At 60.0% G+C, this 12,154-nt stretch carries 10 protein-coding genes; 2 read left to right on the forward strand and 8 right to left on the reverse strand.

The annotated features are described in order from the left end of the window. Positions 1-96: 96 nt before the first annotated feature. Both ctaD and coxB read right to left on the reverse strand, forming a co-directional pair. Positions 97-1,686 carry a cytochrome c oxidase subunit I gene (gene ctaD / locus HX807_RS18325; protein WP_003214853.1) on the reverse strand — a complete coding sequence of 530 codons (1,590 nt, stop codon included), beginning with the start codon at positions 1,684-1,686 and terminating at the stop codon, positions 97-99. 58 nt (positions 1,687-1,744) lie between these two features. Then, entirely contained in the window at positions 1,745-2,872 is a 1,128-nt protein-coding gene (gene coxB, locus HX807_RS18330) for a cytochrome c oxidase subunit II (RefSeq protein ID WP_177050657.1), read from the reverse strand. A 368-nt stretch (positions 2,873-3,240) separates the two neighbouring features. Here coxB and HX807_RS18335 point away from each other — a divergent pair, with 368 nt between their 5' ends. After that, positions 3,241-3,888, forward strand: a complete 648-nt coding sequence (locus tag HX807_RS18335) for a hypothetical protein (RefSeq protein ID WP_003214855.1) — start codon at positions 3,241-3,243, stop codon at positions 3,886-3,888. Between the two features lie 129 nt (positions 3,889-4,017). Here the strand turns inward: HX807_RS18335 and HX807_RS18340 are convergent, their stop codons facing one another. The 3 genes from HX807_RS18340 to HX807_RS18350 all read right to left on the reverse strand — a co-directional run bounded on the left by HX807_RS18340 (position 4,018) and on the right by HX807_RS18350 (position 7,637). Beyond that, positions 4,018-5,565, reverse strand: coding sequence for a SulP family inorganic anion transporter (locus HX807_RS18340; RefSeq protein ID WP_008439613.1), 1,548 nt, complete (start codon positions 5,563-5,565; stop codon positions 4,018-4,020). Between the two features lie 85 nt (positions 5,566-5,650). Next, a complete protein-coding gene (locus HX807_RS18345) occupies positions 5,651-6,382 on the reverse strand; it encodes a carbonic anhydrase (protein ID WP_003214859.1) in 732 nt (243 codons plus the stop codon). Between the two features lie 196 nt (positions 6,383-6,578). After that, positions 6,579-7,637 (reverse strand): PA0069 family radical SAM protein, encoded by a 1,059-nt coding sequence (locus HX807_RS18350; protein WP_003214861.1) that lies wholly within the window; start codon positions 7,635-7,637, stop codon positions 6,579-6,581. Between the two features lie 287 nt (positions 7,638-7,924). Here HX807_RS18350 and HX807_RS18355 point away from each other — a divergent pair, with 287 nt between their 5' ends. Continuing rightward, positions 7,925-8,110 carry a hypothetical protein gene (locus tag HX807_RS18355; RefSeq protein ID WP_177040934.1) on the forward strand — a complete coding sequence of 62 codons (186 nt, stop codon included), beginning with the start codon at positions 7,925-7,927 and terminating at the stop codon, positions 8,108-8,110. Between the two features lie 54 nt (positions 8,111-8,164). Here HX807_RS18355 and HX807_RS18360 read toward each other — a convergent pair whose 3' ends face one another. Genes HX807_RS18360 through HX807_RS18370 form a run of 3 tightly spaced genes read right to left on the reverse strand, consistent with a single transcriptional unit; the run spans position 8,165 to position 11,988 of the window. Beyond that, positions 8,165-9,448, reverse strand: coding sequence for a cytochrome c (locus HX807_RS18360; protein WP_177050659.1), 1,284 nt, complete (start codon positions 9,446-9,448; stop codon positions 8,165-8,167). Positions 9,449-9,460: 12 nt separating this feature from the next. Next, positions 9,461-11,245 (reverse strand): GMC family oxidoreductase, encoded by a 1,785-nt coding sequence (locus HX807_RS18365; protein WP_003214867.1) that lies wholly within the window; start codon positions 11,243-11,245, stop codon positions 9,461-9,463. A gap of 2 nt (positions 11,246-11,247) precedes the next feature. After that, positions 11,248-11,988, reverse strand: coding sequence for a gluconate 2-dehydrogenase subunit 3 family protein (locus HX807_RS18370; protein WP_003214869.1), 741 nt, complete (start codon positions 11,986-11,988; stop codon positions 11,248-11,250). Positions 11,989-12,154 lie beyond the last annotated feature (166 nt).

The raw sequence follows: 12,154 nt of genomic DNA on the forward strand, positions 1-12,154 counted from the left end.
GAGCTGGCTTGCCTGCGATGCTGGCAACTCGGTCTTTCAGGTACACCGAAGTGATGCCATCGCAGGCAAGCCAGCTCCCACAGGATAGGGAGGTGTTCATTTGACCTCCGGTGGCGTGGTGAAGGTGTGGTACGGCGCGGGCGAAGGAATGCTCCACTCCAGCCCTTCGGCGCCATCCCACGGCTTGGCCGGCGCAGGCGGGCCGCCACGAATGCACTTGATGACGATGAACAGGAAGAAGATCTGCGTCGCGCCAAAGGTGAAGGCACCGATGGAAGAGACCATGTTGAAGTCGGCGAACTGCAGGTTGTAGTCCGGCACCCGACGCGGCATGCCGGCAAGCCCTACGAAGTGCATCGGGAAGAACGCCATGTTCATCCCCACGAACGACAGCCAGAAGTGCAGCTTGCCCAGGGTTTCGTCGTACATGTGGCCGGTCCATTTCGGCAGCCAGTAGTAGGCCGAGGCGAAGATCCCGAAGATCGCCCCAGGCACCAGTACGTAATGGAAGTGCGCCACCACGAAGTAGGTGTCGTGGTACTGGAAGTCCGCCGGGGCGATGGCCAGCATCAGCCCGGAGAAACCGCCGATGGTGAACAGAATCACGAAGGCCACTGCGAACAGCATCGGCGTCTCGAAGGTCAGCGAGCCTTGCCACATGGTGCTGACCCAGTTGAACACTTTCACGCCCGTGGGCACCGCGATCAGCAGCGTGGCGTACATGAAGAACAGCTCGCCCACCAGCGGGATGCCCACCACGAACATGTGGTGCGCCCACACGATGAACGACAGGAACGCGATGCTCGCCGTGGCGTACACCATCGAGGTGTAGCCGAACAGCGGCTTGCGCGAGAAGGTTGGGATGATCGAGCTGACGGCACCGAACGCCGGCAGGATCATGATGTACACCTCGGGGTGGCCGAAGAACCAGAACACATGCTGGAACAACACCGGGTCACCGCCACCGGCGGCACTGAAGAAGCTGGTGCCGAAGTGGATGTCCATCAGCATCATGGTCACGCAGCCCGCCAGCACCGGCATCACCGCGATCAGCAGGAAGGCTGTGATCAGCCAGGTCCAGACGAACAGCGGCATTTTCATCAACGTCATGCCGGGAGCGCGCAGGTTGAGGATGGTGGCGATGACGTTGATCGCGCCCATGATCGAACTGATGCCCATCAAGTGGATGGCGAAGATGAAGAACGTCACGCTTTCCGGCGCGTAGGTGGTGGAGAGCGGGGCGTAGAAGGTCCAGCCGAAGTTCGGCCCGCCGCCGGGCATGAACAGGGTGGAAACCAGCATCAGGAACGCCGCCGGCAACAGCCAGAAACTGAAGTTGTTCATGCGCGGCAGGGCCATGTCGGGCGCGCCGATCATCAACGGGATCATCCAGTTGGCCAGGCCGACAAACGCTGGCATCACCGCACCGAACACCATCACCAGGCCGTGCATGGTGGTCATCTGATTGAAGAACGCCGGCTCGACGATCTGCAAACCCGGCTGGAACAGCTCGGCACGGATCACCATGGCAAACGAGCCACCAAGCAGGAACATACAGAAGCTGAACCACAGGTACATCGTGCCGATGTCTTTGTGGTTGGTGGTCAGTACCCAACGCATCAGGCCCTTGGCGGGGCCGTGAGCGTGGTCACCGGCATGACCGTGGTCATCGATCACAGCGCTCATGGCCTTTCTCCTGCGAACGAGTGGGCGGGACGGTTCAGGGAATATGCAATGAAGGAAGTCATTTGCTTTCCGCCTGTTTCAGAGCCAGCACGTCTTTAGGCGTGACCATGTCGCCTTTGTTGTTGCCCCAGGCGTTACGTTCATAGGTCACGACCGCCGCGATATCGACTTCCGACAGTTGCTTGCCGAACGCCGCCATGGCGGTGCCGGGCTTGCCGAAGTACACGCGGTGCAGGTGGTCTTCCTTGGGCCCGGTGGCAATAGGTGAGCCCTTGAGCGCCGGGAACATCGGCGGCAGGCCCTGGCCTTCGGCCTGGTGACAGGCGACGCAGGTGGTGTGGTAGATCTTGTCGCCACGAGCCACCAGCTCATCCAGGGTCCATTCCTTGGAGGTCAGCTCCTTGAGCTTGGCCGCCTCTTCCTTACGCTCGCCGAGCCAGGTGTCGTAGTCGGCCTTGGATTTGACGTCCACCACGATGGGCATGAAGCCGTGGTCCTTGCCGCACAGTTCAGCGCACTGGCCGCGATAGATGCCGGGCTTTTCGATGCGGGTCCAGGCCTCGTTGACGAAGCCGGGAATCGCATCACGCTTCACCGCAAACGCCGGCACCCACCAGGAGTGAATCACGTCCGCAGCGGTCACCAGGAAACGCACCTTGGCACCCACCGGCAGCACCAGCGGCTGGTCGACTTCCAACAGGTAATGCTCGCCTTTGACGGCCTGGTTATGGATCTGCTCGGCGGGCGTGGCCAGGTTGCTGAAGAACTCGACATCCTGGCCAAGGTATTTGTAATGCCACTTCCACTGGTAGCCGGTGACCTGGATATCGATATCCGACTCAGTGCTGTCGTAGATGTTGATCAGCGTCTTGGTGGCCGGAATGGCCATCGCCACCAGGATCAGCAAGGGCACCACGGTCCAGAGAATCTCCACCGTCGTACTCTCGTGGAACTTGGCTGCTACCTGTCCCGTGGAGCGCCGGTGAACGATCATCGACCAGAACATCGCGCCAAACACGACGATGCCAATCGCCACACAAATCCAGAAAATGGTCATGTGCAGGTCAAATACGGCGTGACTGACTTCAGTGGCCCCTGGCGCCATATTCGTTGTCCAGGCGGCTTGCGCCTGGCCGAATACTGACCACAACAGGAGGCCCATCCAAACATGTGGATGTCGCGTCATTGCGGGTTCCCCTTATCATTCTTGTTATCCCGCCGGTTTGCACCTGCGGCCAAGGGAGCGGCTTCCATACTGCTTACAACCGCCAGGCCTTGCCTGCTCATGCAGTCGGGCGTCATCAGCTAATTGCGTACAAAATCGAGTATAGACAGCGACCGCCACCCCGCAATGTGATCGGGCAAATGAACGAAAATGAGGAAACGGACCACACAACAGGACCGGTGGCGCGCGTTATCCGACGAACGATGGCAATTTGATATAACGCCAGCGCATAACCATGAAATAATTATGACAAATGCGTCTTAGGCTCTCGTATAAACGAGCTACCTTATGCTCTCCCTATTTCCTACGCCTGCATCACTGGAGCTTTCATGAACACCGCCGCATTGCGCGAGCAGATTTCCCGTGCCCATCAACACGAATCCAGCACTGGCCAGCTTGCTCAGCAGCTGGAAGTCCAGTTACCGCACCTGCACCCGGCGATTTCCGTGCCTGACGTCGACGCCAAGGGCGTGATGACGCGTTTTGTAAGCGCCTACATCGACCAGGTCCCCGATCTGCTGGACGCGGCCAACGATGTCGCCCGCGAAGCCGGTATTGAAAGCCAGATCAAACCGGTGCTGAAAATCGCCGAGCATTTCTTCCTGCAGCCGCCGGCGATCCTGGCCGGACATGAAGGCCTGGACGGTTTGCTGGATGAGGCTTACCTGGCGCATCGCCTGGTGGAAGAGGTCAACGATCTGTATATCAAGCACTTCGGCCAGCCGTTGATTCCGCTGGATACCACTGTGGCGAACGTGATTGCCCACCAATTGATCGGCGAGGCGTTTGCCAATCAGCTGGATGAGGCGGTGCACCACGCGGTGGATGAGATGCTTAACGAAGAGAGTTTTGCGCTGGAGTCGGTCGAAGCCTACCGCGACAAGCTCAAGAGCCCGGACACGGAAGCGGCGTGGAAGCGCTGGCCGTGCCTGTCGCGGCAGTTGGGCGTGGGTCTTGAGCTGGACCAGCCAGCTTAGATTTGCCGGCTTGCAAAGATCCAATGTGGGAGCGGGCTTGCTCGCGAAAGCGGTGTATCAGAAACACATTCAGTGACTGACACTGCGCCTTCGCGAGCAAGCCCGCTCCCACATTTTGATCCGGTTTCGTCAGCCAACAGACGGCGCCGAGCCTATTCCGGTCGTCGTTCTTACCCGTCCTTCCAACCTGCGCTTCAACCCCCGCGCCTCGATCATCAGCTTCGAGCCCTTGGCCGCATTGGCCCGACCCCATTCCTCCAATAGCTCAAGGCAGGAGTGGTCGATATAACTCAGGTTACTGAGCGGCACATGCAAGGTGGTCCCGGCGGGTACCGTCGACAGCACCTGGGTCAATGCAGGCACCTTGAGAAAGGTCCCGGCCCCCGTCAGTCGCAGCTCCATCTCGCCCTCCTGCGGCAGGTCGATCAGGCTTATCTTCAAGCGTGAGGCCTTGAACGCCAGCTTCACCAGCGTCAACCCGAAGCCCACCAACACACCCGTCAGCAGGTCGGTAAAGATGATCGCCAGCGCCGTCGCCGCGTAGGTAAACATCGGCATTCGCCCGTAGCGCGCCAGGCCACGAAACGCCTTCATGTCCACGAGCTTGATCCCGGTGTACACCAGCACACCCGCCAGGCTTGCCACCGGAATGCTTTGCAGCACACTGGACAGCAACAGCACGAACGCCAGCAGCCACAAGCCGTGGAACATCGCCGACAAACGCGTGGTAGCGCCGGCCTGGACGTTGGCCGAACTGCGCACGATCACACCGGTCATCGGCAGGGCGCCGACCAGGCCACACAGCATGTTGCCCACACCTTGTGCCGACAATTCCTTGTCGAAGTCGGAACGCTGGCCACTGTGCATACGGTCGACTGCCGCCGCCGAAAGCAGCGTTTCAGCGCTGGCGATAAATGCCACGGCGAAGGCCGCGATCAACAGATTGGGATCCGCCAGGTTCAACAGGTCGCTGGGGCGCAGCCAATCGATGGCATCCGCGAGGTTTTCCGGCACCTCCACCCGCTTGACCTGCAACGCCAGCACCAGGCTGGTGACTGTCGCCAAACCCACGCCGAGCAGGGCGCCGGGGACGAAGCGCAGCTTTTGCGGGCGGAACTTGTCCCACAGCCACATCACCATAATCGTCGACAGCCCGAGCAAACCGGCCTGCCAGCCGAGCCCGCCGCCCAATGTGGGGATCGCCTGGATCAGTGCCGCAGGGAAGCCGGCGAGGTTATCCAGCCCCGAGGGCTTTGGCACACCGTCGAGCATCACGTGTACTTGCGACAGGACAATCAGCACCCCGATCCCTGCCAGCATCCCGTACACCACTGCAGGCGCAGTCACGCGGAACCAGCAGCCCAGGCGCAAACGCCCGGCCACCAATTGCAGGAAGCCCGCCAGCAACAGGATCGGCCCGAGCATGGCCATGCCATGCTGGCGAACCAGTTCGAACACCAACACCGCCAAACCTGCCGCCGGACCGCTGACTTGCAACGGCGACCCCGCCAGCCAACCGACCACCAGGCCACCGATGATCCCGGTGATCAAGCCTTTGGCCGGAGGCATTCCGGACGCGATGGCGATCCCCATGCACAGCGGCAGGGCGACCAGAAACACAACCACGGAAGCCAGCAGCTCCCGTGGCAGCACAGCTTTCAATTGAGCAGCACGCATAATGACTCTCCCGAGGCATTCGCCGGGCGTGGCAAGGCCTGGCTGCTCGAACGGCAGCCATCGCGTTACCCGACAGGGGATTGTTTTAGAAGCGCGCTTTAGGCGTCGCGGATGGAATCGGCTGGGTACCGTTCAAGGGCAGGAACGCTGCCTGATCCGCATCGTAGGCCCTGATTTCGCTGGTCTCGATGTCGTAGACCCAGCCATGGATAAACAAATGCCCGTTGGCCATGCGCGAGGCCACGGAGGGATGAGTGCGCAGGTGCTGTAGTTGGGCGATCACGTTTTCTTCGGTCAGCACGTGCATGCTTTCGTGTTCGTTGGCGCAATCGCAGTTGTCCTGGACCATGGTCTTGGCGACTTCGGCGTGGCGCAGCCAGGCCTTTACCGTGGGCATTTTTTCCAGGCTTTGGGGGTTGAGCACCGCGCGCATGGCGCCGCAGTCGGAGTGGCCGCAAATGATGATGTGCTGCACACCAAGGGCCAGTACCGCGTACTCGATAGCCGTTGAAACACCGCCGTTCATCTGCCCATAAGGCGGCACGACGTTACCGACGTTACGGGTCACGAACAAATCCCCAGGGGAGCTATGGGTGATCAGCTCGGGAACAATGCGCGAGTCGGCGCAGGTAATGAACATCGCCCGCGGGCTCTGGGCCGTGGCGAGTTTTTTGAAGAGCTCTTCCTGCTGGGGGAAGATCTCGTTATGGAAATGCAAAAAGCCTTCAACGATGTGCTGCAGCGCTGCATCGGCGGATTCCGCCTCGTGAGGGGCTGAAGCCGACGCAGCCAACGGCTGTTTATCCTTGTCACTCATAATTCATCCTCTTGGTTGGAGCAGGGGAGTTTTCCAGTGCGGCCGGCGCCCAAACTGAAGCGCCGACTCATTAGTCACTCGATGAACAAGGTACCCGCCGAAACTTAACTCAAACTGAATGAGCCGCTCTAGATCGGGGCTTTCAGTGATATCAAAACGCGACTATTCCTACAGAAAAGTACGCTTATCCAGCAGTTTACAATAATGCCATCTGTCTGCCCGGCGGACAAAACGCCGTGCAATCCAGATTAAACCCTTCCCGCCGGTTGAGCCCCAATCGTTTGATCGCCTTGGCGAAACGTTGCGCCAGCAAATCGGCAAACGGCCCTTCGCCACGCATGCGTACACCGAAGCGGCTGTCGTAGACCTCACCGCCGCGCACCTGCCGCACCAGGCTCATCACATGGGCCGCGCGCTGCGGGTAATGGGCCGCCAGCCATTCCTCAAACAGCGGCGCCACCTCCAGAGGCAAACGCAGCATCATGTACGCCGCGCTCTGTGCCCCCGCGGCATGAGCTTCGGCCAGCAGGCTTTCCAGCTCGCTGTCGTTGATCATCGGGATCATCGGCGAACACAGCACGCCCACCGGGATCCCCGCCTCACGCATCACCCGGATCGCCCGCAGCCGGGCCTTGGGCGCAGCCGTGCGCGGTTCGAGGATGCGCTTGAGTTCATCGTCCAGGCTGGTGAGGCTGATCATCACCGCCACCAGCCGCTGCTGCGCCAACTCGGTCAGCAGGTCGAGGTCCCGCAGGATCAGCGAGCCCTTGGTAATGATCGTCACCGGATGACGGTAGCGCAGCAGCACTTCGAGGGTTTGCCGGGTGATCTTGTACTCGCGCTCGATGGGCTGGTACGGGTCGGTGTTGGAGCCCAGGTTGATCGGCGCGCAGGTGTAGCCCGGTTTCGACAGTTGCTGCTCAAGCACGTCGGCGGCGTTGGTCTTGGCGATCAGCTTGGTTTCGAAGTCCAGCCCCGGCGACAGGTCCCAATACGCGTGGCTGGGCCGCGCATAGCAGTAGATACAACCATGCTCGCAGCCGCGATACGGGTTGATCGCCCGGTCAAACGGGATATCCGGCGAGCTGTTGCGGGTAATGATGGTTTTCGCGGTTTCGATACGGACTTCGGTGCCCTGGGTCTGTGGCACTTCCTGATACCAACCGTCGTCTTCCGCCACGCTGACGGTGGGCGCAAAACGGTTGTGCAGGTTGGTGGCCGTGCCGCGCCCGCGAGGCGGCAAAGGGACATTCATAGTCAGACCTCATAAACTGTATCCATATACAGTATTCGAGAAGATCGCTTTTCACCAGCACCACTGGGCGGCGCGGTCTAGCATCGACCTTCGCACGAACGGAATGACACCTTCCTACATGTAACCAAACAAGAAATAAATCGCGACATATGTGACATGGATAAAGTTATTAACACATCGCTATGATCACAACTTAACTCATTACCACCTACAGGATATTTATGTCTCAGGATGAACTACGCTTTACATGCGAAGACTTTGAAAAAGATAACAGCCCGGAAGTATTAATGGAGCGCTTTACCGACGGTAAACTGTCCTACGCCATGTATGCCTCTTCCTCCAACAGGGACGGGCACTACGACACCACTTCCTCCACCACCGACCTGGATAACGACGGCGACTTCGATGAACAGGACAAGACCATCTTCCTGAACATGGCGAATAGCTTTGTAAAAACCTGCGCCCCTCGATAATTAATCGGCTAGTTGCCAGGCTTATATATAAAACTATAAACCTGGCAACTGACACTACTTCTCTGAAGTTTGATCAGCTTCGGTAGTTACTGCATCTTTTCGCAAGTCTTTCACTTGCGAAGCCTTTACAGTCTCTCCCTTATTACCCCAACTGTCCCGAACGAAACTGACGACATCCGCCACTTCCTGATCCGACAGCCGCCAGGCAAACGCCGGCATGGTGAAGGTCGAAGGTGCCGTATGCGTCGCCGGCAACGTGCCGCCGTTCAACACGATGTTGATCAGCGACGTCGCATCCGCCGTCTGCAATACCGGGTTGCCCGCCAGCGCCGGGAACACGCGGGTGTAGCCGTGGCCGTCGGTACGGTGGCACGCCGCGCAGTTGTCGATGTACACCGAGGCACCCGGCTTGCTGTCATCACCCTTCCACAGCGCGTCGGCGACCTGCTTGTCGTACTGGTGCGGCTGATCCTTGGGATCCACCGCCGGCAGGGTCTTGAGGTAACGGGCGATAGCCGTCAGGTCCTCTTCCGACATGTACTGCATGCTGTGGACCACAACGTCGCTCATGCCGCCAAACACCGCACTGCGATCACTGCGCCCGGTCTTGAGGAATTGCACCAGTTGCTCCTCGCTCCAGCTACCCAGGCCGTCCTTGTGATCACCCCGCAGGCTCTTGGCAATCCAGCCTTCCAGCGGTGCGCTGCCGGACAGGAAAGCGCTGCCATCCGACGCACTCAGGGATTTTTCCTGCATGGTCAGGGCCCGTGGTGTGTGGCAAGCGCCGCAGTGGCCGAGGCCTTCCACCAGATACGCGCCACGGCTGATCACCGGATCGGCGCCCGCCTGGGCCTTGTAGTCCTCGACCTTGGGCGCAAACATCCAGCGCCATCCGGCCAACGGCCAGCGCATGCTCAACGGCCAGGGAATGTCGCTGTCCTTGTTCACCTGCGCCACCGGCTCCACGCCCTTCATGAAGTACGCGTACAGCGCCTGCATGTCGCTTTCGCTGACCCGCGCGTAGGACGGGTAGGGCATCGCCGGGTAAAGCGTACTACCGTTTTTGGCGACGCCATGGCGCACGGCCTGGTCGAAGTCTTCGAAGCTGTAGTCGCCCAGGCCGGTTTTGTCCGGGGTGATGTTGGTGGAGTAGATGGTGCCGATCGGGGTTTCCATCGGCAGGCCACCGGCGAACGGTTTGCCGCCCTTGGCGGTGTGGCAGGCCACGCAGTCACCGGCGCGAGCCAGGTATTCACCCTGTTTGACCAGATCGGTTTCAGCCGCACTCACCGAGCAGCTGCTGAACAAAGCCAGGGACGCGATAACAAATGCTTTCATGGTCATCGCTCCTTATGCCTGAACCAGTGGGCCGGGGTTTTTCAGGTACTGCTCGCGAATTGCCCGCGCCGACCAGTAGGTCAATGCCGCCACCAGGCCTGTAGGGTTGTAGCCCAAGCCTTGTGGGAACGCGGAAGCGCCCGGGACAAACACGTTGTGTACGTCCCAGCACTGCAGGTAGCGGTTCAAGGCACTGGTTTTCGGGTCGGTGCCCATGATCGCGCCACCGTTGAGGTGGGTGGTCTGGTAAGACGCGGTGTTGAAGTGCTCGCCCACCTTTTTGCCCAGCAAGGCAATCGCCTTGGGGTTCATCGCTTCGGCGATCTTGCTCATTTTTTCGACCATGAAGCGGTTCATCTTGATGTCGTTTTCCTGCCAGTCGAAGGTCATGCGCAGCAGCGGCAGGCCGTAGGCATCGCGGTAAACCGGGTCCAGGTCGAGGTAGTTGCCACGGTAGGATTGGTGGGCGCCATGGGCATCCATCGACACCTGATGGGTGTAGTAATCAGCCGTGGCGCGCTTCCACGCGCTGCCCCAGGCCGGCGTGCCCGGCGGGTTGGAGGTACCCGCAATCGGCCGGCTGCCCGCCTGGTTGACCCACATCGGCGAGCCGCCCACAAAGCCGTGAGGCCCATGGTCGAAGTTGTCGGCGTTGAAGTCATCGACCGCCACGCCATTGCCGCCGGCACCGATAAAGTTGTTGGTGTGCACGTCCTTGTCGAAGAACGCCTTGATGGTGGCCATGTTCTGGTAGGCGAAGTTGCGGCCCACCACGCCCTCACCGGAGATCGGGTCGTAGGGTTTGCCGATGCCCGACAGCAGCATCAGGCGCACGTTGTTGAACTGGAAGGAACCGAGGATCACCAGGTCCGCCGGCTGCTCGCATTCCCGCCCCTGGGCGTCGACATACGTCACGCCGGTCGCCTTGCTCCTGGTGCTGTCGAGATTGACCTTCAGCACGTGGGAATTGGGCCGCAGTTCGAACTTGGGTTCCTGGCGCAAGGCCGGCAGGATGTTCACGTTCGGCGAAGCCTTGGAATACATGTAGCAGACATAACCGCTGCAGAAGCCGCAGAAGTTGCACGGGCCCATCTGGGCGCCGTAAGGGTTGGTGTACGGCCCCGATGTATTCGCGGAAGGCAGGTTGTAGGGCTTGTACCCCACGGCCGTGGCGGCCTTCTGGAACAGCTGTGCGGAGACTGTGTTCTTCTGCGATTCCAGCGGGAAGTGATTGGAGCGATCCGGTGCGTAAGGGTTGCCGCCCTTGCCTTCGCCCACCAACTGGCCTTTCACCGTCCAGGCTTGCCCGGAGGTGCCGAAGACTTTCTCGGCATAGTCGAAGAATGGTTCCAGCTCTTCATAGCTGACGCCGAAATCCTGGATGGTCATGTCCTTGGGAATGAAGTTTTTCCCGTAGCGCTCTTCGTAATGGCTGCGCATGCGCAACTCGATAGGGTCCACCCGAAAGTGCACGCCGGACCAGTGCAGGCCTGCACCGCCGACACCGTTGCCAGGCAGGAAAGCGCCCAGTTGGCGGTTGGGCATCGCCACGTCATTCACGCTATGGCGAATGGTCACGGTTTCCTTGGAGATGTCCTGGAAGAGCTTTTTACGCACGCTGTAGGTCAGTTCGTCGATGACCTGGGGATAGTTGCCGTCCGGGTAGGTGTCCTGCATCGGGCCGCGCTCCAGCGCTACCACGTTGAGGCCAGCTTCCGTCAGCTCCTTGGCCATGATCGCGCCGGTCCAGCCAAAGCCGACAATCACTGCATCCACTTTCTTCATGATGGTCGCCACGTTTACGCCCTCTCGCCACGGATCGAAACAGCCGGGAAGGGGTATTGCTCGTTGCGTTCAACCCAATCCATGAAATCGGCGCGGGCGCCGGGGAAGCCGATCATGGTCCAGCCGACCATGCCTTTGTTGCCACCGTGGACCGGGTCGCAAAAGAACCCTTCCTTGGTGTTTTGCAGCAACAGATTGAAGAAAATCTTCGGCGGGACGCTGTCGAACTGCGCGTCGCCGGCCTCCAGGCGCTGCAACAACTTTTCCTGGGTAGCGCTGTCTTGCTCGGCAAATAGCTTACCGTTCATCGCTTTCGACCAGGCATCCGTGGCAGCGATGCCCAGGCGATAGATCTCCTTGGGCACCAATTTGCTCTGCCAGCCCATTTCAGGCGGCGCGTCGGCATTGAACGGGCCTTGCATGAACCACAGGGCACCCGCCGCGTACGGCGTGTTCATCTGACGGTCGATGTATTCCGGCGCGCCGGCTTCCAGGGCGCCTGGGCCCTGGTCGTCCGCCGGGATCAGGCGCGCAACGGCCGCGTTGATAAAGGCCCATTCCTCGGCAGTGAAATAGCTCGGCTCATAGGCCTTGCTGCTGACGGGCGCCTTCTCCGGGCTGGCTTGAGCCGGTTCGGGAACCGCCATCAGCATCGAACCGCCCAGGCCCGTGCTGGCGACAGTGACCACGGGGATCAAGGTCAAGGATTTGCGTAAAAACTCACGCCGGGGGTTGTCTTGATCTTGATCAGACATGGTGGCACCTCATCATGTGGTCACGGATTTATCAGCCGCTTCGAGGAACGACTTATAGTTTTGGCAGTAAATGGGATCCAAAGGACCCAAGGGGATAGAACACAGCAGCAATCAATAGTTACAAAGGATAGCAGGCTAAGGATTGGGGAAAATCGTTTCAGCGCGA

The sequence above is a fragment of the Pseudomonas sp. D8002 genome (assembly GCF_013385695.1).
GTDB lineage: Bacteria > Pseudomonadota > Gammaproteobacteria > Pseudomonadales > Pseudomonadaceae > Aquipseudomonas.

Coding starts and splice junctions, on each gene's coding strand:
- ctaD (WP_003214853.1), bottom strand. CDS start 1,686: ATGAGCGCTGTGATCGATGACCACGGTCATGCCGGTGACCACGCTCAC.
- coxB (WP_177050657.1), bottom strand. CDS start 2,872: ATGACGCGACATCCACATGTTTGGATGGGCCTCCTGTTGTGGTCAGTA.
- HX807_RS18335 (WP_003214855.1), top strand. CDS start 3,241: ATGAACACCGCCGCATTGCGCGAGCAGATTTCCCGTGCCCATCAACAC.
- HX807_RS18340 (WP_008439613.1), bottom strand. CDS start 5,565: ATGCGTGCTGCTCAATTGAAAGCTGTGCTGCCACGGGAGCTGCTGGCT.
- HX807_RS18345 (WP_003214859.1), bottom strand. CDS start 6,382: ATGAGTGACAAGGATAAACAGCCGTTGGCTGCGTCGGCTTCAGCCCCT.
- HX807_RS18350 (WP_003214861.1), bottom strand. CDS start 7,637: ATGAATGTCCCTTTGCCGCCTCGCGGGCGCGGCACGGCCACCAACCTG.
- HX807_RS18355 (WP_177040934.1), top strand. CDS start 7,925: ATGGAGCGCTTTACCGACGGTAAACTGTCCTACGCCATGTATGCCTCT.
- HX807_RS18360 (WP_177050659.1), bottom strand. CDS start 9,448: ATGAAAGCATTTGTTATCGCGTCCCTGGCTTTGTTCAGCAGCTGCTCG.
- HX807_RS18370 (WP_003214869.1), bottom strand. CDS start 11,988: ATGTCTGATCAAGATCAAGACAACCCCCGGCGTGAGTTTTTACGCAAA.